This is a genomic window from Anaerosporobacter sp. (assembly GCF_031551385.1).
GTDB lineage: Bacteria > Bacillota > Clostridia > Lachnospirales > Lachnospiraceae > Anaerosporobacter.
In genome coordinates this window covers 1-24,314 of sequence record NZ_JAVBNS010000166.1, presented here as the reverse complement: position 1 = coordinate 24,314, position 24,314 = coordinate 1, and the positions used below count along the sequence as shown (strand labels likewise).

The following is a 24,314-nucleotide window of genomic DNA, read 5'->3' as shown; positions in this document are numbered from 1 at the left end:
CAGGCAATTATGTGTTTTAACTAGATAGTCACCTGTCGGGGTAGTTATAAAACATAATTTTATTTTTCTGAAACCATCTCGTATCTCTGCATAATCCGCCTTGCTAAATTTCTGTAATGGATAACGACTTTCCCATTCTTTCGTTATTAACTCTGCAATTGCTTCTGCTGCTTCGAGTTTTGTTTCCCGTATCATTGGAACTGTATACAATGCCATAATAAATCGAAGCTCGTCCACTTTCCTTGAATTCGATACCTTACCGTTTTCGGCACGCTTTATCTTACAGTTTTCTTCCATATCATCTAGCACACGCATCACCCAAAGTTCAATCAATTGCTGTTCTGTTTCTGCCTTATACTTCGAATTCGCTAATTGTCCGCCTTCAATATATGGTAATTTTCCACATGCCCTATCTAACGCTTGAATAGTTGCCATACACACTTCAAGATACCGTTTAAAAGCATCTTCATACAAATTCGCTTTAAATGACTTCATCAAATTCAAATGGTTCAGTACTATGCTCGCCCCTTCATTCATAGCGATATCACAAAACTTCTCATATTCAAGACAATTCTCTGCTAGTTTTCCTGTATTCGCAATTTCAATCTTTTTCCCGCAATACATACAGATACATGTCGATAACTCTTCTGGAATCTTTAATTCCCCTTTACAAAAAGGACAGGTCATCTCCTTAAATTCCATATTCACTCCCCTTTTCCTCGTTCGTAGAAACTATCTTCCTCTGTATCGTCAAAACGATATCCACCATAATCTTCCTGAGAAAAACATGCCGCTTCTTCCCTTATCATTTCTGGGAATTTTGTCAGTTCTTCTATCTCATCAATCCAGCTTAACATATATGCCGTAATCGACGAGATTTCCTTTACTTCTCCGTATTCATTCGGAGTCAATGTTTCATCGTAGGTACTAAGCATAATTTCATACGGATAGGTATCTATCACATAATCATTAATATGCTCTGGGCAGGCACCTTCATACAAATCTAACGCACCATACAGATGTAGAATCTCATGTGCATAGGTTGCTGCTGTTTCATAGTAATCCTCCGTATAACTCGAATCTATAAGATAGATTGTGCACATCTCCTCTTTGTTGACAATTCGATCTTCTAAATAGTGCGTATACGTATAGGATAATCCTTTATCTTTCACCAAAAACAAATATCCGATATTATCTGTACCATACTTTTCCTTAATTGATGCAACATCTATATTTTCTCGTATCCATACTTTATTATGCACATAATATCGATTTCGACTCGTATTCACAGACTCACTATCAATAGAATAATCAATCGATTGATCGTATCGCAAATCAGATTCAGAATCTACGTCATAGATAAAGTTAATTTCCTTTCCATACACTCTTCCTTCTTGTTCAATCCATTTAACCGCTTCTTTTAATGCATTTTTAGCACAGTCCTCATCTTCTTTGGTCCATGCATCTCCTTTAACCTCAACAAATGTCGTTATTAATATCGTGTCTCCCTCTAGTATTTTGGCACTTCCTAGCTTTATTTCCTCTTCGCTTACACCTTTTGAAGATTTCGTCACTTTCGTATCAGCTACGACCTGAGAAGTCTGTTCTTCCTGTACTTCACTTTCTTGTCTCTTAAATGATGGGTTATTCTGTATAATAAAAATACAAACCACAAAGAATAATACCGTAGCAATTGAAAATGCTGTATAAAATACCGTCTCTTTATGTAGCTTTCTTTGTCTTTTCTCCAAATCTTCTGACCGCAAAGATTCACCACAATATCTACAGTAATTTGAGGTATCATCAACCTCACTTCCACAACGTCTACAATACATAGTATCTCCTCCTCTCATACATTTATAATAACACCACTAGATATTCCCTAGAATAGTACATATTACCCATCGGAGTTCCTACAATCTCTCATTACTCGACTTCTTCCGTCTCAAGAGAATTCAAAAAAGCCAACTGCTCCTCATATGTAACAAAATAATGATATCCCCCGTCCTTATCAGAACAGAAGTAAAAATACTGCGTTTCCTTCGGATACAATGCTGCTTGAATCGCTTTCTTACCCGGACTTGCAATCGCTCCTTCTGGAAGCGCTTTGCATTTATACGTATTATAATAAGAATTATAACGATTCACATCACCACTAATATATGGTTTCACATATTTCTCAATATAATGAATGGAGCAATCACATTGTAGTTTCATTCCTGCGTTTAAACGATTATGCAGTACAGACGCAATACTCGCTCTCTCAGAATCTTTTCCCGTTTCTTTCTCGATAATTGACGCAATTACAAGAATCTCATCAAGAGAATACCCTAGTTCCTCTGCTCTTGTATAATACGCATCCGTTAATTTCTTATCTGCATTCGCAACAATTTTCTTTAATACATCAATCGGCTCACTATTTCCATAAAACTCATACGTATCTGGATATAGATATCCTTCTAATGTAAAACATCGATTCTCTTTTGAAAGTTGACTGGCAATACAGGTAAATGAAGAGAAATCTTTCTTCTCGGCTGCAAAAAGTGCTTTCGTAGACGCACATACTCCCTTACTAACAAGAAGTTCAAATGTCTGCGCTACCGAATATCCTTCTGGTATTGTAACTTTCTTTATATTGCTTGCTACTTTCTCACTTACATAGTTTACTTTTGTCGCATCAGGAAGGCTACTTACTTTCTTATAGGGATTCAGCACGATAATTCCTGCATATTGCTTTATGGAATAGCCTGCATTCGCAACCACCGAACTATCTGAATAATACTGATATCCTGTTTTTACAGATAACACGTAGGATAGCGCACTTGCTTCTACCATAGCTGCGTTGCTATCACTATCTAGATACATCTTATATTTCAAAGTAACTTTCTTGGCTTTTGCTTTGCTACTTGCATAAGTATACGCTGTTTTACTACCCTTCGTAAATACGATTTTTTTACCATTTTTTATATTGGTTACCGTTGCTTTGTTTGTCTTAAAGTCATAGGAATAGTTTATATCCGAAAGGGCACTACACGTTTTACGTAGCGGCAACATAATATTCGATGATTTCTTAATCATTCTTTGCGCTCCCTTTTCAGCATTCCAATCATAGAATGTGTATTTTCCTTTTGCGTCCGCAATTAGAACTCCGTACTTTGTCGCGCTACTTGCCTCTATCTTTGTTAATGGTTTGTTTCCTATACAGCAACCAAACAAAATCACAATCATCATACTTATCAACATACGATTACGCATCCGCTTTTCTTTCATACTTTATTACCATTCCCTTTCTAACTATACATCCAATCCAACATGTTGCGTCTATAAAAACTCTACTCCTTCGTCATTCTGCAATTCTTTTATTAAGTAAAAAGCCTAGCATAATGCAACTTATACATTATGTAGGCTCTCTAAATAGTATAATACGCACGTTTACTCCATAAAGTTAGAATAACCGCTGTATTACTATATTCAATTATTCTTCCCAGTTATGATAAACTGCTTGAACATCATCATCTTCATCTAATAAATCTAATGTCTTTTGGAAATACTTAATATCTTTTTCATCTGTAAGCTCTGTCCATGTTTGAGGAAGCATAGTAACTTCTGCTTCAACCATAGCAATATTTTCCGCTTCTAATTTTTCACGAACTTCACTGAACATCTCTGGATCAGTTAAGATTTCAAAGCTGTCATCTTCTTCTGCAAAATCTTCTGCGCCTGCATCTAAAGCAATCATCATAAGGTCATCTGCACTCATACTGCATTCTTCCTTATCGATAATAATTTGTCCTTTTTTATCAAACATGAATGATACACAACCTTGCGTACCTACATTACCATTCCCTTTTGTAAATGCATTTCTTACATTTGATGCTGTTCTATTCTTATTATCTGTTAATGCTTCTACAATAACAGCAATACCATTTGGTCCATATCCTTCATAAGTAACGTGCTCATAGTTAACACTGTTCGCATCTCCTGCTGCCTTTTTAATACCTCTTTCAATCGTATCATTTGGCATATTGTTTGCTTTTGCCTTTGCAATAACATCACGTAAACGTGAGTTATTCAATGGATCCGCTCCACCTTCTTTTACCGCTACAGCAATTTCTCTACCAACGATAGTAAAAATCTTTCCTTTTGCAGCATCATTTTTTTCTTTCTTATGTTTAATATTCGCAAATTTTGAATGTCCCGACATAGCAATTCTCCTTTATATCCATTGTATCATTTTTTAATTATTAATCTCTAACTGAACCATTATACCACGCTTTTTTCTTACAATCAAGTTTCAGAATACCCTTCCTTAAAAGTACCCATCACCTCTTGCGCTTACTAACTTATTCACTTTTTCCATAACTTCAATTGTATCTTCTACTGTACGAATCGCACACATAATTGTATCATCACCTGCGATACAGCCTACAATTCCATTAATATGTAGTGCATCTAGCGCTGCTGCAACAGCCATTGCCATACCAGAAACCGTTTTAATTACCATAATGTTTTGTGCACGATCCATTGACACAAAACCATCACGTAATACACGAACGAATTTCTCGCTCAATCCAGCTTCTTGCTTTTGTAATACAATATCTTTTTGCTTTCCTTTTTCGGAAGATACTTTTGTTAATTTCAACTCGCGAATATCACGTGAAATCGTTGCTTGTGTAACATTATAACCCGCCGCATTTAGTAACTCAGCTAATTCTTCCTGTGTTTCTACATCATTTTTCGTAATTAACTCAATTATTTTCGTCTGACGTTTAATCTTCATACTTATCCTCCCAAAATCACCGTTAAAAAGCCAACATGTAAAACTAATAACACCTATACTCAACTATTTTAATTTATTTCTAAGAATTTCATAGAAACTCTTTTTGTTTATCTTTATCAACTTTGTTACTTTCTCTGCTTTCTTAATGCGAATCATATCACCCGCTTTTAATTCCATTGCCATTCGACCATCAAAAGTTGCAATCGCTTCCTCTTTTTGCGTCTTCTTACTCTTATCTATTAAGATTGTAATTTCATCCTCTGAAGATAGTAGTACACTTCGTTGACTCATCGAATGTGGACAAATCGGCGTTATCATTATTACATTGGAACCAGGTGCTGCAATTGGCCCTCCTGCCGAAAGATTATATCCTGTTGAACCAGTAGGCGTTGCTACAATAACACCATCGCCATGGTAAGTATCCACAAGAATACCATTGGCATAAACACTGACACTTATAATTCTTGAGAAGCCACTTCTACTAATAACAATATCATTGAGAGCAAAGTCGTCATAGAACGCCTTCTCGTTGCGAGAAACATTTCCATTCAACATCAATCTCTTTTGCATATGGATATCTTCTTCCAGCAAACAATCTAGTGCTGGTATAATATCTTGCTTCTCAATCTCTGCTAGAAACCCTAATGTTCCTAGATTAATTCCAAGCAAAGGGATCTCTTTTTCATACAAATCTGTTGCCGCACGAATAATCGTTCCATCACCACCAAGTACAATTGCACAATCGGTATCATCCGGTATCCATGATACGTCTGTTCTTTCATCATTCGTACCTGCAGTATTCTCTTGCGATATGATACATCTCTTTCCCTTGCTAGTTAGGTACTCTTGTATTAATTTCGTCGTCTTGTACTCATTATCTTTATCGATATTGGTTATAATACAGAAATTATTCATCTCTTGCACCAAGCCCCTTCATCAGACCTACAGAGTAGTATGTGCTCTAGCAACTGTCTCTTTTATAAACAGATTGATATCTTGAATCGCTTCATTTTGTACGAATTCATTACATTCCTCAATGGATAATTCCATAATATCATCAACTTCCATGTCGCTGTCTTCCTGTGCATCAACTACTTGTTTGTAATCCTTATTTTTTTCAATATATAATAGATATTCTATATTTCCCTCTGGACCTTTAATTGGGGAATAATCAAGATTTAAAACAGTAAATCCTATTGCTACTGCATACTTAACTATCTTCTCAATAACTTCGATATGCACGCTTTTCTCACGAACAACGCCCTTTTTCCCGACTTTCTCTCTTCCTGCTTCAAATTGCGGTTTGATTAGACAAACCACTTGTCCTGTCTCTTCCAAGAGGTCTCTTACAGGAATCAATACTTTGGTCAACGATATGAATGCCACATCAATAGACGCGAATGCAATCAATTCTTTAATATCCTCACTTGTTACATAGCGGATATTTGTCTTTTCCATACTTACAACTCTTTCATCTGAACGCAAAGACCAAGCTAATTGGTTTGTTCCAACATCCACTGCATAGACTTTGACAGCGCCGTTTTGCAACATACAATCTGTAAATCCACCTGTTGACGAGCCAACATCCATACATACCTTATCTCGTACAGATACTCCATACTGTTCAATTGCCTTTTCTAACTTGTAACCACCACGGCTAACGTATTTCATAGAATGACCTTTTACTTCAATCTCTACATCATTCGAAAACATACTTCCTGCTTTATCTTCTCTTTGCCCTCCGACAAACACATTTCCGCACATAATGATTGCTTTTGCTTTTTCTCTTGATTCCGCCAAATTACGCTGAACCAATAATACATCTAAACGTTCTTTCATAAACACCTCATCCAATTACATTCGATTTACGATTTCACCTTTGCAAGAATTTTATTCACGATAGACTCTGCGTCTAATCCATACTCTTTTCTCAATAATTCAACATCACCTTGTGGTATGAACACATCTGGAAGGGAAATTCGAATGTATCTATTATCATTATAATTATTTCTGCATAAAAATCCAACTATTTTTTGTCCAAATCCACCTGATTCAATATTTTCTTCTAAAGTAACAACAAATCTGTGAGTTGGCAATAGCTCCCTTAATAATTCTTCATCTAACGGAGCAACAAATCGAACATTCACTAAACTCACTTGATATCCTTGTTCTTTCAACAATTTCCTTGCATGATTAGCAACTTCTACCATGTTTCCATAGGCAAGTAAAAGGATTCCTTCTTCCTTGTATAATAATTCACTTTTCCCAAACTCAATTGGTGCCTTGAACTCTTGCAGGCTTAGATGAATCTCTCCTCTTGGATAGCGAATTGCAACCGGTCCATTATGAGTACATGCAAATGCAAGCATTGATTCTAGTTCCTGTCCATTCTTTGGCGCCATCACCGTCATATTCGGCATTGATAGCAAATAAGAAATATCAAATACACCTTGATGTGTCTCCCCATCGCTTCCTACAATACCAGCTCTGTCTATTGCAAATACAACTGGCAACGAGCCAATACATACATCATGTAACATTTGGTCATACGCTCTTTGTAAAAAAGATGAATAGATTGCTACAACTGGTCTCATACCACCTGCTGCTAATCCAGCTGCAAATGTCACTGCATGTTCCTCGGCAATACCAACATCAAAGAAACGCTTTGGATACTTCTTTGCAAATCGAGTTAATCCTGTTCCCGATGGCATCGCTGCCGTTATCGCAACAATTTTATCATCCTGTTCCCCTAAAGAAACTAATGTCTTCGCAAACTTTTCTGTATATGTCATAGTATTCTTAGATGATTTTTTCTTAACTTCTCCTGTTTCAATTACAAAAGGATCAATTCCATGATATTTCGCTGGATTATTCTCTGCCGCTTTATAGCCTTTCCCCTTTTTCGTAATGACATGGATAATAACTGCTTCATTCATTTGCTTCGCACTGTTAATCGCCGAACGTAATTGCTCTATATTATGTCCATCAATTGGCCCTATATACGTAAGTCCCATGTCCTCAAATAGCATTCCGGGTATAAACAATCGTTTAATACTGTCTTTTGAACGACGTAATCGATTCACTACCGATTTCCCTTTTGGTAGATTTGATAAAGCTCGCTCTACCCCTTCTTTTAAACCATTATATTTTACACTTGTACGAATTTTTCCCAAATATGTTGCCATACCACCAACATTTTCATTAATGGACATATTGTTATCATTGAGAATTATAATCATATTGGACTTCAATCTTGCCGCATTATTCAAAGCTTCAAACGCCATTCCACCTGATAATGCACCATCTCCAATAACAGCAACAACATCATGGTTCTCGCCACTCAAATCTCTTGCTTTTGCTAAACCAAGAGCTACTGATATAGAGGTTGAACTATGCCCTGTATCAAATGCATCACAGGCACTTTCTCCCCTTTTCGGAAAGCCACTTAGGCCTTCGTATTTTCTCAGATTACGAAAGCCTTCTTTTCTACCTGTTAATATTTTATGTGTATATGCTTGATGTCCAACATCAAAGACCAATTTGTCTTTTGGTAAATCAAGTGACAAATGAAGTGCCATTGTAAGTTCAACAACACCAAGATTTGACGCCAAATGTCCACCTGTTACACTTATATTAGAAATCAAAAACTCTCTAATCTCTTGTGCTAGTTCCGTATATTGATTGGCAGGCACTTTCTTAATATCATTTGGTCCAGTAATTGTTTTTAATATCATTCTCTCTTTTTCTTCCATTATTTTTCCCTATCTATCAAATAGTAGATTAACGCCTCAAGATACTCATTCGTCTTGTTCAAAGATTGATACTTCTCAACCGCTTGTTTTGATAAATCTTTTACATACTGTTTCGCTTCTTCTATTCCAAACAATGTTACATATGTCGTTTTTTCATTCTTCTCATCACTATGGATTGGTTTGCCAAGCACTTGCATTGTACTTGTTTCATCAAGAATATCATCTTGAATCTGAAATGCTAAACCGATAGAAAGTGCAATCTCTCTAATCACTTCTACGTCCGCATCCGTTGCACCTGCAAGAATTGCACCAATCATCATTGATGCCTCAATTAATGCTGCTGTTTTCCATTCATAGATAACATCCAGTCTGTCTTTATCTATTGTTTTACCAGTTGCTTCTACATCAATAACCTGTCCACCAAGCATTCCATAGATACCTGGTTTCTTTGCGAGCACATTCATCGCTTTCATAATTCGGTTACCGTGTTGTATTCTCTCTAACAACTGTTCTTTCTCTAGCATCGCAGAGTTTTCATCTGCAACGCTATAATGATATGCCTTACTTGCTGTTTCATATGCAAAATTAAGCAGACCATCTCCTGCTAGTATTCCAATTGCTTCTCCAAATACAACATGAGTGGTCTTTCTTCCTCTTCGATATTCATCATTATCCATCGCTGGCAAATCATCATGCACCAAAGAGTATGTATGAATCATTTCCATAGCTGCCATAAAAGGCTCAATCTCATCCTCATTCGTTCCACCAAACAAGCGAAATGTCTCCTCCATAAGCATTGGTCTTAGACGCTTTCCACCTGCTAACATACTATAATTCATTGCCTCCAAAACCGTTTTTTGATATCCTGTCTCTTTTGGCAAGTAGTCCCTAATTACACGTTCTATATTTTCAACTCGTTCATCGAATTCTTTCTTAAAGTTCATGTTCTACCGACTCTCCTTCTTCACCAAGTACAAGGATTTTTTTCTCAACTTTATCAATTGAATCGTTACACGATTTCAGTAATTTCATACCTGTATTATATAATTTAAAAGAATCATCAAGGCTAACCTCTGGATTCTCTAATTTCTCGATTATTTGCTCTAACTCCTCAAAAGAAGCCTCTAATGTTTTATTCGCCTTTGCCATTATTCATGCCTCCTAATCTGTGTAGATATGACAGATGCTTTCACATCTCCATCTATCATTTCAATTATTACTACATCTTCCTTCGACAACTGATTCACACTACGGATAATTTTATGTTCTTCATCGGTTACAACCGAGTATCCTTTGTTTAACTTATCAAGAGGTGATACCCCTTTCATACGTTCTGCTAAGATTTCTAGTTGATGCCTCTTCTCAATCAAACGTTGTTTCATCAAATATTGCAAACGATTTTCTTTCTCCATAAGATACTGTCTTTTTTGGTTTGCTTGATACAATGGACTTGCATGTTCTAACTTTAATTGATACTGGCGTAATTGATTCCTTGCCATCTGCAATTTTTGTCTCAAATGGAATTGCAACGTATGCTGGTAAGAATATACATCTTGAAACAAATCACGAATATCTCCTGTCACCAATTCTGCAGCAGCAGATGGTGTCGCCGCTCGTAAATCCGCCACATAATCCGCAATTGTTGTATCTGTCTCATGTCCTACTGCTGATATGATAGGGGTATTACATGAAAAGATTGCTCTCGCTACTATCTCTTCATTAAACGCCCATAAATCTTCAATTGATCCACCACCACGTCCTATGATAATGGTGTCTACTCCGTAAGCATCTAAACACTTGATTCCCTTTACAATAGACGCTGACGCTGCCTCTCCTTGCACAAGAGCAGGATATAGCACTAGTTGTACATATGGATTTCTTCTCGCCGTAACCGTCATGATATCTTGAATTGCTGCTCCTGTCTTAGCAGTTACAATCCCTACCGTTCTCGGATATCGTTTAATAGGCTTCTTAAACTTTTGTTCAAAAAGCCCCTCTTTCTCCATATCTTTTTTCAATTCTTCGAATTTTTGATATAGCACACCTGCTCCATCAAGAAGAATTTCTCTTGCATACATCTGATATTTACCATCTCGTTCATATACACTAACGCTTCCAAGAACAACTACACTCTGCCCTTCCTGCATCCGAAAAGCCAGTCCACCTCTTTGCCCTGCGAACATAACGCAAGCCATTTGTCCACTAGAATCCTTTAATGTAAAATAGATATGTCCTGATGTATGGTATTTGCAATTCGAGACTTCTCCTTTCACATAGATACGGTTCAAAGCATAATCTCTGGCAAACATGTCCTTAATATATAGATTAATCTGTGTAACCGTATATACATGATTCATACTCGTTGCATCCTCTCTTCGTAGCTATCTTTTCACTATACGATCTTAGCTAATACTCCGTTAATAAATCCTGATGAATTATCTTCTCCAAATATCTTAGCAATCTCAACTGCTTCATTAATTGCTACCTTTGTTGGAACATCGTCATCATATTTCATCTCATATATAGCCAATCGTAGAATTGTTAAATCAACTTTACCAATACGATTTATCTTCCAGCCTTCTGTTACTTGTTCTATCATTGCATCAATATCAGCAACATGTTCTAATACGTTATTCACCCTATTCTTCAAATAGGCAGTTTCTTTTTCTGTTGGGTCTGCTAACAAATCAAAATACAATTCCATCTGCTCATCTAATTCTGTAATATCATGAAACTCCTTACGAAATAACATTCTAAATACATGTTCCCTAATTTCTCTTCTATTCATTCAATTCCTCCTGCGTTCCATAACGGAACTCTTTTCTCGTAAAGATGTAAAAAATCAAAAAATACCCCCGCACATTAAGTGCGGGGTTTGATGAACACCCGTTTCACTCTTTTGAGCAATGGTTATACATTAACTCCTGCAATACGAACATTTACCTCTGAAACACTCAATCCTGTCATATTCTCAATTGCTAATTTAACTTTCTCTTGAACAGTTTCCGAAGTCTTTGGAATGCTACATCCATACTCTAATGTAATTGCTAAGTCTACAGATACTGATTCTGGTCCAACTTCTACTTTTACACCTTTCGAAAGATTCTTCATTCCAAGTTTACTAACAAGTTCATTTGTAATATTTCCATTCATTGCTGCAACACCTTCTACTTCTGTAGCAGCCAATCCTGCAATAATAGCAACGACTTCATCCGCAATACGAACTTCTCCAATGCTATCTCCTGAATGTATTCTATAATTAGTTTTATTCTCTCGTTCTTTACTCAACGTTAACTACCTCCTGTTTACATTTGGTACTACTATGTTTATTATAACAAACTTACACCGATTTGCAAGTACTAACATCATTGTATCGCCCTTAAACATAGTATTACCAAATTAATATCATGTAACACATTCGATATGTTTTGCTATTGTTGCGCATCTTTTACAACAACAGGATTAATTGTAATTTTATCTGCTTTCACACCTGTTTTATTCTTAACGATATCTTCGATTTGCGCAATCGTCTGCTCTGTCGCATTATGTACTCCAACAATTACATCGACTCTTCCTTCCGTAATTGTGACAACAGCACCATCAAATCCTTTTGCCTCTAACCAAGTTTCTGCCGCATTCTCTTTTTCTGCAATTGCTGTCATCTCAATTACTTTATCAAGAGCTTCCTGTTTTTGCGCCTCTGTTAAACTGTTATTATCTACTACACTCATTAAAGTATCTTTGTTCTTTGCTCTCATCTGCTCTCTTTGCAATTTTGCAGCAGAGAAGAAATCAGCGCCAATTGTCGTATTTACTAAAACTGCTTCTCCTGCAGAGTCTGTACCCTCCTGCGCTGTCGTTTGAGCAACATCTTCACTACTTGCATCCGATATGTTTGCCGCCGCATCATATGCCGCATTATCTTCTTCCGAGATGTCCATTGTTCCATCCTGTAGGTTTGCTGTAATCAATTCACTTGTTGCATCGTCAACACTTAACACATCACTTGAAGCAGTATCAAGCACATCTCCATCTGTAACCTCTAATAAATCCTGACCAGCACTTGCACTTAATTGGGCATCATTTGCCTTATCCTTCGTAAATTGTAAATATCCTGCAACAATAATCATGATAGCTAGTGCAGTTATAATTACTTGATTCTTTTTAAGAATATTCTTCATTGTTACCTCCTAATTCGAATTCATCTTCATTACTTTAATTTTATGTGCAGGTACACCAAATAATACCTCTACAGCATCAACAATTTCACTGATTATTGTTTGAGAACCACCTCCTTGCGCAATTACAAGTACTCCCTCGATTTCCGGCTCTAATTCTTTCACTACATATGGCGTCGAACCACCCGAACCACTATTTTGCAAAACGGTTTCGTCTTTTTTATCTATTGTATTACTCTGCCTTGTACCACCTGAACTATCTGTCTCGCTTAGCGTTTCCTGTGAATACGGCGTATCTTTCAACGTAATTTTCTCTTTCGAAGACTTCAATGTAATCATAACTTCTACATCTCCGATTCCTTCTACTTTCTTTAATACTACCTTTAGTTTCTCCTCCATCTCACTCTCATAGGAATCTTCCGTTACCGATGTTTGTGCCGTAGCATTCTCTGTCGTTGTAGTCTTTGTGCTCTCCTTCTTATCACCTCCTGAAAGCAAGCTTGGAAACGAAAGAATTATTAATAATATTCCACATAGGAACATAATGGCTAACTTTGGTATTCCTATCTCCTTTAACGATAATTTCTTTTTCTCCATTCCTTCCCTCCCTTATCCTTCCTGAATCGTAATATGAATTTGATCTTGCTTTATCTGAAAGGAACTTGACAATTCTTCTCGTATCTTTTTCTTTGTATCCTCATATGCACCTACTTCTTCCGACTGTTCCTTTTCTTCCTTTCCATCAATCTTAATATCTTGATTAATCATAATTTTATCTACTTTAATGTCGCTACTCTCTACCACCTCATCTTCTATTGTAAACGCAGCGACTATTGTAATCTCTGTAATCATTCCATATCCCCCGCTCGACTCTTCCGTGTTCAAAGAAACGTTAACCGTGGAAGGATATAACTTATAACGATTTAACACCATCTCAATCTGCTCTTTAATAATATTACGATACTCCGTTAAAACTGCTTCCTTTCCTTTATTATCTGCTGCCATTAACTTATCACTATAATCTTTCGATTCAATTGCAAAAAGATTATTATTAAAATAATAGTTAAATGTATCTGACAAGTTAAACAAACCAAGAATCGGCTTTGCAATAACGAGAATTAATACCATCCCGGTAAATATGCTAATATATTTGCGGTAACTACTCTTTCCTATCAGATTCATAATAATCGTAACTAGAATTAGATAAACTACAATATTTCTAACGAGCGAATATATCTGTTCCATAAAACTCCTCACCTACTCCATTACGTTCCAATATTGGTCGATACAGCTAAAATTGCTATCGTGACTATAAACAAGACTGCTGCTATACTCACTACATAAATCAACAATTCCGCTGCATTCGCAACTCCACTAATGCAAGTTATAATTCGCTTATCGGATATTGGTTGCACAATCGCAACTCCTATTTTATAAACTAACATTGTAACAATTAATTTAATTAACGGCATTAGACAAATTAGAGTAATAACGACTAATCCTGTCACGCCAATTGCATTCTTTATTAATGATCCTGCTCCCATAACTGTTTCTGCAACAGAGTCGAGAGAATTTCCAATACCAGGTATTGCTTTTGTAAGCTTGATTGCCACTGATTTCTTAAGGGAATTTGACGCGGGAACAATTAAACCTTGAATCGTATTGAACCCCACAACAGCGATAAGTAACGTCCTAAGTGTCCATTTTATTATTGTTTCTAATAGCTCTGCCATTTTTGAAAGAAAATCTTCTTTCGCCAGATTATTAACGAGTGTTATCACCATATAGATATTCACTAACGGGATCATGATTCGCACTAATACAACATCTACAATTGTTATCAGTATTAATGCCCCCTCATAAAAAACCAATGTTGTTGCTCTCGATGAACAGAATGCAATCGACATGAGATAGGTAGGTATCAACGCTTTCATAAAGGATAGTACTGCCGAAATTGCACCACTTGCTACCATTGTTGCTGATGCAAATGTTCCCGTTATTGTTGTAAATAGTAGTAGATATGTAATATAAAAACTTGTTTCACCAATTTGATTGTTATTAAATACATTTGTAAAATTCGTAAATACCGCTGCTACAATTGCAATCATTATTAGCTTGAACAATGCCGCACGATTTGCTGCAAATTCGTTTCCTATCGCCAGAAACAAATCACCAACTGCTCCTTTTGCCGATACCCCCTCTCCTGAGCGTATCAACTTCCCCACATAACTCTTAAAGTCAAATGTTTTATTATTTACTAAAGCATCGTCAATTGTACCTTGAATATCATCATAGTCAAAATCCTCATAATTCGCCAAATAGTCTCCCGTAGTTGTATCATCGTTTTTTTGCGTTGTATGTAACATCTTATCATCTGCACTTACTGTTGTTGCATCTAACCAAAATAGAAATGCAATTAGTATGATGAGTCGTTTCATGATGATTCCTTTCCTCATATTATCTGCTTGAGACGCCTTCGAATTCTTCCCATCTTTCTATGCCAAAAATTCATTAATCGTATCTAATAATGCCAATAGAATCGGCATACTCACTGTCAATATCGATAACTTTCCTACCAATTCAATCTGTCCTGCAATCGCTGCATGTCCAGCATCCTTACATAAACTTGATGCAAATTCCGAGATATAGGTTATGCCTATAATCCGAAATAATATATTGAAGTATGTTTTATTAATTGACAGATAACCTTGGATTCGGTTAATCGTATCTATAATAATTTCTAATCGACTTATACCGAGTGCTGTAATTATGACACATACTGCAGCAGCGATATACATACCATATTCCGATTTACCATTCTTAAACTGAATCGCTATTAATACTCCTACAATACCTATACTTGCTGCCTTAATCATATCTCCACTACTCCTCCCATACATCTTCACATTCCTTCTTGACGTTATAGCGCAAACAAATTCTTAATCGTATTAAACAGTTCTGATATGTACGGTATAATCCATAGCAATACAAGAATCAACCCCGCTAAGCTTGTCAAAAATGCTTGTTCTTCTCGTCCTGAATGCTTCAACACTTGGCTTAGTACCGATACCAAGATACCAACTGCCGCTATTTTAAATATAAGATTAATTGACATATCCGCATTTCCTTTCTTGTTTTTTTGATTGATGTACTTGTGTATTGTACGTTCTCATAGCAAAACTTTTTATGTTTTCATAGCTTCTTCACTGCCGTAGTAGAACACGAAACACGCTACACACCTAAGTACTTCTAAGTGTGTATGTGTCGTTGTTGGAAGTTTACGGAAACGTCTTCGATTCGGCATCCTGCCTCAGCTCAGACTGGCTCGACGTCCTTGTCTCGCCTTCCTAGGTTGTGGATATACACACTAAGAAGTACTTTAGGTGTTTTGCTATCGTTTCTTAGTTCTACTACGGCAGTGAAGAAGCAGGGAAAGCATTGAAGTTTTGCATGTTTACTTTGTTGGTACACAAGTACGGTAACAGAATGAAACAAAAAAATATTTCTTGTAGCATTATTTCTGTTATGGTCTTTAGTTCATTATCCACCATATATATCAATATCCTCAATTAAATCAATACAATCGTAATAAAAATACCTGCCATCACGCCAAGCATATTGTAGAGACGTACCTTCTCTTTCACACAATCAACGGCATCATCAAGTTCACCTTGTATCTGCGTTATGTAGAGGTCTATGGTGTTTAGCTGCATCTCTTTATCAAGATATCCTAGATTTTCACCTAGTCTTGATAGCAGCAGTTTGTCCTTTTTGCTTAGGCTTGTATCTACTAATTCCGACTCTACACATCCGTGCCATATATCGCTAAACGTCCTGCCTTCTAGCTTGTCTAGTTCTTGGGCTACTGCATGAAGGAATCGGCGATACTCTCCATCTGTACGTTCTGCAAGGCTTCCCACCGCTTCTGGCAGTGGTGTACTTGCATATCGAATCTCACCTCGCAAAATAACAATTAACTTATTAAGTTCCTTTAAATCCTTAATCCTTTCTTTCAAAATGACGCTAAAATATACCCCCATACAGCCACTTGACACAATTACCAAAATTGCTCCTATTATTTTTCCAATCACTTGTTTCTCTCCTCTCTGTTTCTCTTGTTACTATGTAGTCGCAAAACTCTTTATAACCTTGACTGCTTCTTGATTGCTGTATTCTAACTAAAAAAACGATAGCAAAACATCTATAGTACTTCTTGATGTATACTGCAAAACGCAGGAAGGCGAGGCATGGACGCCGAGCCAGCTTGAGCTGAGGCACGATGCCGAATCGAAAGCGTTTCCGTAACTTTTAGACAGCCTATCCGTATACATCTAGAAGCACTTAGATGTGTCGCGTGTTTTTGTGTTAGCATACAGCAATCAAGAAGCTTATTACTTGTAAATTGAATTTTGCACTCATTACCTAAAAGTTATCCTTATATAGCAATGTTCCTCTTGCGTCATAGATTTCCTCTATGCAGCCTATATTCTTTCGATTATCCATTACTATGTATCTCTCAAACGTCTTCTCCCTTACAAGCTTACCAAGTATCGGCTTATTCTTAATATCATCAATAGAACTTCCATGTACGGTAGCTATTAATTTGCAACCACAATTAATTACATATTCGATTGCTTCGATATCTTCCCTTGAACCAATCTCATCTACCGCAATGATTTGAGGAGACATGGAACGAATTAGCATCATCATTCCGTCTGCCTTGGGACAACAATCAAGGATGTCCGTTCGAATTCCAAGTTCATTTTGCGGAATCCCCATATAACATGCTGCAATTTCGGAACGTTCGTCTACCACTCCTACTGTAATCCCACTTTCAATCCCCTCTCCATTCGACAGATGACGTATAATATCTCTCAGAAGTGTTGTCTTACCACAACGTGGTGGAGAAATTATTAATGTATGAAATATATTCTTCCTATCCTCATTCACCATGTACGGTACAACTAAATCCGCACATCCCTTTACTTGATGGGATAACCTCACATTGATAAAGGATATATGTTTGATACTCTTAATTCGGTTATCTTCAAGAATTACTTTCCCCGCAATACCAACTCTATGTCCTCCTTGTATCGTTATAAACCCTTGTCTTATCTCATCTTCAAATGCATATAAAGAATAATTGCTGATGTATTCCATTGTTTCTCGTATCTCATTTTTTGTTATCATAAATGCATCTTGGATACAGTCTGTCAATTCATATTTCATTGAAACAAAATATTCTCTATTCTCATAAACCACCATCAAAGGTGCATTTATTCGCAATCGGATTTCTTGTAGATTTCCATAATTCATATTCAGTCTAGATAAGACATTCCTCAATTGTACCGAGAAAATTCTTAGTAGCTCGTCTTTCTTTATCACCTATATCCCCCCAGCAATTATTCTTACACCTTAAAACAATATATGTTGCAGATACGGATTTATTCATAATAAACTTGCAATGTTTCTCCCATTATATTAATATAGAAACTAACGGAAAAAATATTGGTTCTAAAAATAATATGATAAAGAAACGGAGATTATGACTATGGAATACGGACTAATCGGAGAAAAACTTGGACATAGTTTTTCCAAAGAAATACATGAGAAATTAGCAGATTATCAATATGATATTACCCCTCTTACAAGAGAAGAATTCCCTGAATTCATGAAAGCTAGAGATTTTAAGGCAATTAACGTTACAATCCCATACAAATGTGATGTCATCCCATATCTTGATGACATGGATGTTAATGCTAAAAGCATTGGTGCTGTTAATACCATTGTACATAAAGACGGAAAACTAATTGGACATAATACAGATTTTTCTGGATTTTTATATATGGTTGAACACCACAATGTTGTTGTTGAGGGTAAAAAAGTTCTTGTAATTGGTAACGGTGGAGCATCTAAAGCAATTATTGCTGTTTTAAAGCACCTTAACGCGAAAGAAATCATTATCATTGATATCTTCCCAGCACCAGGCGTAATTACAAAGGAAGAAGTACTCGAAAAACATCTTGATGTTGAAGTAGTTGTAAATACAAGCCCTGTTGGTATGTATCCTAATGTAGATGATTCTCCAATTGACCTTGCATCATTTTCACAATGCAAAGCAGTTCTTGATGTAATCTACAATCCATTACAAACAACATTAACAAAACAAGCAAGTGAACTTGGAATGCAAGCCGTTAATGGTTTAGAGATGCTTGTTGGACAAGCAAAATATGCAGTTGAGTTCTTCTTAGATAAATCCATTGATGACGAAGTAATCGATCCTATCTTTCTTCAAATCATGTCAGATATGAGTAAATAACCCCCAACAGTAGATGCAAAACTTTGTTGGTATGCAAGTATGGATAAAGTGATGTATAAATACTAGCAAGTGTTTGGCAATAGAATGATGTATAAATGCTACAAGATATTCTATGATAAATCTTTTTTTCAAACTTTGATACGTTGATTTTTTTCAAAAAAATGCCATTAGTGAACAGATTTTCTTTTTAGATTTCTGCTTTACTAATGGCATTTTTATTTATGCTATTTATGCTCTGTACTTTCTTCTCTTAAATACTACTACAACGATAACTGCTATCACACTTAGCAACATACAGACTGCAATTACTATAATACCTGTTGTTTGACTTTCTGTATTATCGGCAGCAGTTGTTGACATATCACCGCTAAATCCGCCCGGCATTCCGCCTCTACCGCCTCGATTACCAAATTGTCCTCCATTTGTATCACCATTTCTTTGTGGTGGAGTCATTGTGGTAGTATCTGTACTTGTGTCGTTACTTGTACTTTCACTTGTGTCACTTGGCATCTGTGGCGGTGTCATCGTTGTGGCATCTGTGCTTGTATCTGTACTCTCCGTTGTATCGCTTGGCATCTGCGGTGGCGTCATTGTTGTCGTACTTGCGTCACTACTTGTATTTGCATCTGTACTTTCGCTTGTTGTTCCTGGCATCTGTGGCATTTCACCTTGCATCATGGTTGATGGATCGAAACCTTGCATGTTTCCACCTCCGCCACCACCGTTACCACCACCTTGTGTACCCATCGCGGTAAGGTTTACACTACTTCCGTCAATTAATGTCGTACTGTCTGCTTCTTGACCAGCAGTTGTTGATGGTATTGTACCATTAAGTTGTCCTTGAATACTTTTTGCACGTAACAAACCAAATTGGATTAGATTTTCAACACCTGTTTCATATTCATCGTATGTATAGAAGGCAGAAACATCACTTTTTACATAAGATGAAATCTGAGCATCTATCGTGTTAATTGTACTTAAGTATAGACCACTATCAAAATATCCCGTAACGATTTCTTGAAGTATCTGATGATACTGTGCTAAATATTCTTCATTTTCAAATAATTTTGCTATAATCGGACGGTCTTCCAATTCAATCCCTGATACCGGTGTGTCAATTGGGAAGTTAATCGCTGATGTTGCTGTTCCACTTTGGAATCCTGCAAACGATAAGTTGTAGTCCCATGGTAACATTGTGATTTGACCATCTTCTTCATAGAGATAATAATTATGTTGCATACTTGAGAAATAACTATCAAGATTAACAATCACTGTATTAGCTGCGATGTAGCGAAGTACTGCGTCTACATCTACATATGTCTCTAAATCTGTTCCTTCATTCAAGTTTTTAATTGCTGTTATAACACGCTCATAATCACTTTCATCTGTATCAAATACAGAAGCATCAAATATTGTGCTATAACTGTCAATTTCATCATCAATGTATTCCAGTGTTGCCGAAGATGAGGAACTTCCAAATCCGCCACCCATACCGCCACCTTCAAAGCCTTGTTTCATATCGCTGAAATCTGGCATGGTCGTTTGTTCGGTGCTATTGTTTTGAGAAGTGCTCGCATCTTGTGTTGTTGCATTCTGAGTACTTGACGCATCACCTTGCTCCGTTTTTGCTACATTCTGACCACTTAATACATCACCTTGTTCTGTGGAATTATCAGCTTGTCCCGTCGATGTTTGCCCACTTACATTCATTTCATTCATCCGCTCTTCAAAATTCGCTTTGAAGTCGCTCATGTCTATATCCATTCCGCCAGCTTCATCTCCGCCTACGCCCATAGTTTCTGGTTTATATAACTGTCCATAACTTGAACCGTAGTTACGCATAGCAAACGACTCTTCCATTGCTTCAAGTGCAATATAGAATCCCCAGTCTTCTCCATTCAAAGTAATAGATGCATAGTTATAAAGAGGGGTAACTACACCTGCATAATTTAGTATATCGTAAGATAGATATTCTTTCATATACGTACTGTCTGACATAACATTGTTCAGAACTAATTTATCAAGACCATAGCAATTTAGATTTTTATCATAATGGTCAAATTCAATCTTAAAACTATAACGATCTGTTGTATCATCAGCAACAATTTGTGTTAAACTCGTGTTTCCTTTTGGTCTGATACCTACATTAGCAAATGCTTCTCCATTAATAACTACTGTACAGGATATATATTCCTCAGCACTTGCATTGTCAAGCATTTCATTCCAAGAGTCTTCATCAACTTGAATATCTACAGTCATAATTGTATCATGATCAAATAGCTTCGTCTCATAATCAAAGGAAACACCGCTACTGCTTGTCACTAAGTCTGTATTTCCAACGTAAATCATAACTCCCGTTAGAAGCAAGATGATTACAGTACAGATTATGACTATTTTGTTTATATGCTTATTTGTAATCATGTTTCACCCACTTTTTATGACATATAATCGCCGTTGTAACTTACTAATACTACATTTTCAACACCGTTAAGGTCACTAATTTTATTTACGAATTCTGTTGTCATATCTTTTAAACGAATTTCTACTGTCAATTCAATACCACTTTTTGATACTGTTTTTGATTTTACTACATGTTTCTTAACACTGTTTTTTACTGCTTCGATTGCTGTCTTTTCAGACGCATCATTTACACAACTAATTACTAAGATATATGGATTATCTGTACTCTTTTTATTGACAAATACAATCATAACAATACCGATTAATATAGTTCCAATTACTGCTAGTGGAATTAATCCAGCTCCTACTACAATACCTACTGCAATTGCCCAAAACAAAAATGATATATCAAGTGGTTCTTTTACTGCAGTACGGAAACGCACGATGGATAGTGCACCAACCATACCAAGTGATAATACTACGTTTGATGTGATTGCTAAGATAATGAATGTTGTTACTAACGTCATTGATATCAATGATACACCAAATGATGCAGAATACATAACACCGCTAAATGTTTTCTTGTAAACAAAAAAGATAAACAGTCCTAACGCAAATGCTGCACACATTGCTATTAAAGTATCCACAACAGAAAAGCTTGACACCTTATCCATAAAACTCGACTTAAATACATCACTAAATGTTGTTGTTGCTAAATATATTGAATTCATTGTTCCTCCTTGGCTTTCGCCTTTTTCGTTTTATTTTTTTGATAACTATTCAGTTCTTCATCCTTTACATAAATAGTTATGTTTTTAGTTTTTAATTTTTTCCTTATCCGTAGGTACGACATGCAACATATTTTGAAAAAGCACTTGTTCTTCTGTCTTTCATCTGAATACAATTCTCAATTATCTCAGGTAAGAATTGATCATATTTGACTTCTAATATTGTGATATTTTCTTCGCTTGCAGCAATTGTTGGTGCATCTATATCAAAGAAATTTTTGTTGCATATTCCTGTTCGCACCTTACTGTCAAATGTGATTCTTACATTTCCTGTTTGATATACATAGGGTTCTCTTGTATATTCAACAATCGTCTTCGGTCTTAATTGTTGGTATTTCATCTTGGCATATAATTCCACCAATAGAGCTTGCTTACTCTCTTTCATCCATTCAATATCACCTGCAATAATCTTCTCACATTCTTCTTTTGTAATCGTTACAGCAATCTTATTACACAAACCATGTATCTTACTCTTCTTCTCTAATTTGATAAAAGAGAAATCATCGTTGTAGTATCGAATACGAAACTTTTCTCGATTACTAACACCATTCATTTTTTCTAGTAATGCTTTATCTTGATAATTATCAAAATATAAACTGCGAATTATGTATGTACCATCTTCATCTACATTGGCATCTCTTTTTGCTACTACTTGCAGACGATTTCTAATTGCAATATAATCCAAATAATTAATATGATGTTTTAATTCATGACGTAATAGTAAATCCTTCATTACATTCACCTCCTAGCATACGTTTTTCAATAGCCACTGCTACTTTATTTTTGTGTCAATCAAAACCGTTGTTGTCTTAACTCATAACTTATTCTACATAAAATTTGTGTAAACTCCATGTAAACTTTGTGAACATTCTGTGTAAAAAAAGTTGTAGCATAAGCAGGCTTTTTATTAAGCCCATTGCTTACACTACAACTTTTTATTAATTTTATCTATTTCTCACCATCATCAGCTTTACCAGCTAAGTAATTGATAAACTGTTGTGCCGTGCGGCCAGATAAACCACCATGACTAAGTTCCCAACGATTCGCTTGTAGACAAAGTTCTTCATCTGATAGCGTTATGGAATCATAACGTTTTGCAAGACTCCTAACGATTTCATAGTATTCTTTCTGCGTTGGTGCCGAATAATTAATCGAAACACCAAAACGTGCCACCAAGGATAATTTCTCTTGAATCGTATCCGAACGATGCAATTCATCTTGTGACATATCCGAACGGTCGGACCACGTTTCACGAATCAGGTGTCTACGATTTGAAGTTGCATAGATCAAAACATTGTCTGGTTTCGTCTCTAGTCCACCTTCAATTACCGCTTTCAGATATTTGTATTCGATTTCAAATTCTTCAAACGACAAATCATCCATATAGATAATAAAGCGATAATTTCGATTCTTAATCTGCGCGATTATCGAAGACAAATCTTGAAACTGATGTTTATAGATTTCAATCATTCGTAACCCTCTGTCATAATATTCATTTAAAATCGCTTTAATGCTCGTTGATTTTCCAGTTCCACTATCACCATAAAGCAATGCATTATTACACTTTCTTCCTTCTACAAATGCAAGTGTATTATCAATAAGTTTTTGCTTCTGCAACTCATAACCAACCAACTCATCAAGAAATATCTCTTCTGTGTTCGTAATCGGATAAAGCGATGCCTCATCTGCTATGTGGTTTACACGGAATGCTTTGTTCAAACCAAACTTTCCTACACCATAATCTCTGTAGAACGACGTAACAATCTTGTAAATTTCTTCTTCATCGCTTGCCTGTTCAATTGCCTCACTAAGTGCACGAACCTTCTCGCTTACATTTTTGTTATATCTCTTTCCACTCTTTTGAATCGACTGGTAGTTTAGAATCGTACTGAAACAATTAATGTTTAATTCCTCTTCTAATTTTGAAAAATCATAATCAAACAACTTCTTGAAGATAGCAAAATCATTCTTTGCAAACACATTTACCGTTCCGTTTTGTGCCCCCGTTTTTTCGCAAGTTATGCTAAATGGATTCTCATTCGTTGCTAATATATAGGCAAGATAGTTATGCCATAGATTTTTATCAAATCCATTAAC

Annotated in this window: 26 protein-coding genes; 1 reads left to right on the top strand and 25 read right to left on the bottom strand. The window is 36.2% G+C overall.

The annotated features are described in order from the left end of the window. From RMR19_RS13620 to spoIIIAA, 21 genes are all read right to left on the bottom strand, one after another. On the bottom strand, positions 1 to 702 hold a 702-nt coding region (locus RMR19_RS13620; protein WP_310604040.1), incomplete at its 3' end, for a hypothetical protein. A 2-nt stretch (positions 703 to 704) separates the two neighbouring features. Beyond that, positions 705 to 1,835: a zinc ribbon domain-containing protein gene (locus RMR19_RS13615; protein WP_310604039.1), complete on the bottom strand. Its 1,131-nt coding sequence runs from the start codon at positions 1,833 to 1,835 to the stop codon at positions 705 to 707. A 91-nt stretch (positions 1,836 to 1,926) separates the two neighbouring features. Further along, the gene (gene mltG, locus RMR19_RS13610) at positions 1,927 to 3,270 is read right to left on the bottom strand and encodes an endolytic transglycosylase MltG (protein WP_310604038.1); all 1,344 of its coding nucleotides are present in this window, start codon (positions 3,268 to 3,270) and stop codon (positions 1,927 to 1,929) included. 205 nt (positions 3,271 to 3,475) lie between these two features. Then, the gene (locus RMR19_RS13605; RefSeq protein ID WP_310604037.1) at positions 3,476 to 4,204 is read right to left on the bottom strand and encodes a YebC/PmpR family DNA-binding transcriptional regulator; all 729 of its coding nucleotides are present in this window, start codon (positions 4,202 to 4,204) and stop codon (positions 3,476 to 3,478) included. Between the two features lie 105 nt (positions 4,205 to 4,309). Next, on the bottom strand, positions 4,310 to 4,780 hold the full coding sequence (gene argR / locus RMR19_RS13600) for an arginine repressor (protein WP_310604036.1): 471 nt from the start codon (positions 4,778 to 4,780) through the stop codon (positions 4,310 to 4,312). Positions 4,781 to 4,843: 63 nt separating this feature from the next. Continuing rightward, the gene (locus RMR19_RS13595) at positions 4,844 to 5,695 is read right to left on the bottom strand and encodes an NAD(+)/NADH kinase (protein ID WP_310604035.1); all 852 of its coding nucleotides are present in this window, start codon (positions 5,693 to 5,695) and stop codon (positions 4,844 to 4,846) included. A 27-nt stretch (positions 5,696 to 5,722) separates the two neighbouring features. Continuing rightward, on the bottom strand, positions 5,723 to 6,619 hold the full coding sequence (locus RMR19_RS13590; protein WP_310604034.1) for a TlyA family RNA methyltransferase: 897 nt from the start codon (positions 6,617 to 6,619) through the stop codon (positions 5,723 to 5,725). Positions 6,620 to 6,645: 26 nt separating this feature from the next. Further along, positions 6,646 to 8,514: a 1-deoxy-D-xylulose-5-phosphate synthase gene (dxs, locus tag RMR19_RS13585; RefSeq protein ID WP_310604041.1), complete on the bottom strand. Its 1,869-nt coding sequence runs from the start codon at positions 8,512 to 8,514 to the stop codon at positions 6,646 to 6,648. A gap of 17 nt (positions 8,515 to 8,531) precedes the next feature. Continuing rightward, positions 8,532 to 9,476: a polyprenyl synthetase family protein gene (locus tag RMR19_RS13580; protein WP_310604033.1), complete on the bottom strand. Its 945-nt coding sequence runs from the start codon at positions 9,474 to 9,476 to the stop codon at positions 8,532 to 8,534. Continuing rightward, entirely contained in the window at positions 9,466 to 9,681 is a 216-nt protein-coding gene (gene xseB / locus RMR19_RS13575) for an exodeoxyribonuclease VII small subunit (RefSeq protein ID WP_310604032.1), read from the bottom strand. Before xseB ends, RMR19_RS13580 begins: the two co-directional genes overlap by 11 nt. Beyond that, a complete protein-coding gene (gene xseA / locus RMR19_RS13570; protein WP_310604031.1) occupies positions 9,681 to 10,889 on the bottom strand; it encodes an exodeoxyribonuclease VII large subunit in 1,209 nt (402 codons plus the stop codon). Before xseA ends, xseB begins: the two co-directional genes overlap by 1 nt. Before the next feature lie 35 nt (positions 10,890 to 10,924). After that, a complete protein-coding gene (nusB, locus tag RMR19_RS13565) occupies positions 10,925 to 11,320 on the bottom strand; it encodes a transcription antitermination factor NusB (RefSeq protein WP_310604030.1) in 396 nt (131 codons plus the stop codon). Between the two features lie 122 nt (positions 11,321 to 11,442). Next, entirely contained in the window at positions 11,443 to 11,820 is a 378-nt protein-coding gene (locus RMR19_RS13560; RefSeq protein WP_310604029.1) for an Asp23/Gls24 family envelope stress response protein, read from the bottom strand. A 143-nt stretch (positions 11,821 to 11,963) separates the two neighbouring features. After that, positions 11,964 to 12,713 carry a SpoIIIAH-like family protein gene (locus RMR19_RS13555; RefSeq protein WP_310604028.1) on the bottom strand — a complete coding sequence of 250 codons (750 nt, stop codon included), beginning with the start codon at positions 12,711 to 12,713 and terminating at the stop codon, positions 11,964 to 11,966. A 9-nt stretch (positions 12,714 to 12,722) separates the two neighbouring features. Further along, positions 12,723 to 13,307, bottom strand: coding sequence for a stage III sporulation protein AG (locus RMR19_RS13550; RefSeq protein WP_310604027.1), 585 nt, complete (start codon positions 13,305 to 13,307; stop codon positions 12,723 to 12,725). A 12-nt stretch (positions 13,308 to 13,319) separates the two neighbouring features. Continuing rightward, the gene (locus tag RMR19_RS13545) at positions 13,320 to 13,955 is read right to left on the bottom strand and encodes a stage III sporulation protein AF (RefSeq protein ID WP_310604026.1); all 636 of its coding nucleotides are present in this window, start codon (positions 13,953 to 13,955) and stop codon (positions 13,320 to 13,322) included. Positions 13,956 to 13,975: 20 nt separating this feature from the next. Further along, positions 13,976 to 15,166 carry a stage III sporulation protein AE gene (locus RMR19_RS13540; RefSeq protein WP_310604025.1) on the bottom strand — a complete coding sequence of 397 codons (1,191 nt, stop codon included), beginning with the start codon at positions 15,164 to 15,166 and terminating at the stop codon, positions 13,976 to 13,978. A 39-nt stretch (positions 15,167 to 15,205) separates the two neighbouring features. Further along, positions 15,206 to 15,586 (bottom strand): stage III sporulation AC/AD family protein, encoded by a 381-nt coding sequence (locus RMR19_RS13535; protein ID WP_310604024.1) that lies wholly within the window; start codon positions 15,584 to 15,586, stop codon positions 15,206 to 15,208. A 44-nt stretch (positions 15,587 to 15,630) separates the two neighbouring features. Beyond that, positions 15,631 to 15,825 carry a stage III sporulation protein AC gene (spoIIIAC, locus tag RMR19_RS13530; protein ID WP_310604023.1) on the bottom strand — a complete coding sequence of 65 codons (195 nt, stop codon included), beginning with the start codon at positions 15,823 to 15,825 and terminating at the stop codon, positions 15,631 to 15,633. Between the two features lie 454 nt (positions 15,826 to 16,279). Beyond that, positions 16,280 to 16,801 carry a stage III sporulation protein AB gene (locus RMR19_RS13525; RefSeq protein ID WP_310604022.1) on the bottom strand — a complete coding sequence of 174 codons (522 nt, stop codon included), beginning with the start codon at positions 16,799 to 16,801 and terminating at the stop codon, positions 16,280 to 16,282. Positions 16,802 to 17,132: 331 nt separating this feature from the next. Further along, a complete protein-coding gene (gene spoIIIAA / locus RMR19_RS13520; protein WP_310604021.1) occupies positions 17,133 to 18,095 on the bottom strand; it encodes a stage III sporulation protein AA in 963 nt (320 codons plus the stop codon). A 166-nt stretch (positions 18,096 to 18,261) separates the two neighbouring features. Between spoIIIAA and RMR19_RS13515 the strand changes: the two genes are divergently transcribed. Beyond that, positions 18,262 to 19,029: a shikimate dehydrogenase family protein gene (locus tag RMR19_RS13515; RefSeq protein WP_310604020.1), complete on the top strand. Its 768-nt coding sequence runs from the start codon at positions 18,262 to 18,264 to the stop codon at positions 19,027 to 19,029. Positions 19,030 to 19,257: 228 nt separating this feature from the next. On the opposite strand, the gene RMR19_RS13510 is transcribed toward RMR19_RS13515, so the two are convergent. The 4 genes from RMR19_RS13510 to RMR19_RS13495 all read right to left on the bottom strand — a co-directional run. Continuing rightward, positions 19,258 to 21,450, bottom strand: a complete 2,193-nt coding sequence (locus RMR19_RS13510; RefSeq protein WP_310604019.1) for a CotH kinase family protein — start codon at positions 21,448 to 21,450, stop codon at positions 19,258 to 19,260. Between the two features lie 14 nt (positions 21,451 to 21,464). Then, complete coding sequence (locus tag RMR19_RS13505; RefSeq protein WP_310604018.1) at positions 21,465 to 22,160, bottom strand: DUF4956 domain-containing protein; 696 nt, start codon at positions 22,158 to 22,160, stop codon at positions 21,465 to 21,467. A gap of 103 nt (positions 22,161 to 22,263) precedes the next feature. After that, a complete protein-coding gene (locus RMR19_RS13500) occupies positions 22,264 to 22,950 on the bottom strand; it encodes a polyphosphate polymerase domain-containing protein (protein ID WP_310604017.1) in 687 nt (228 codons plus the stop codon). Between the two features lie 215 nt (positions 22,951 to 23,165). Then, positions 23,166 to 24,314: ATP-binding protein (locus tag RMR19_RS13495; protein WP_310604016.1), on the bottom strand; the 1,149-nt coding region annotated here is incomplete at its 5' end.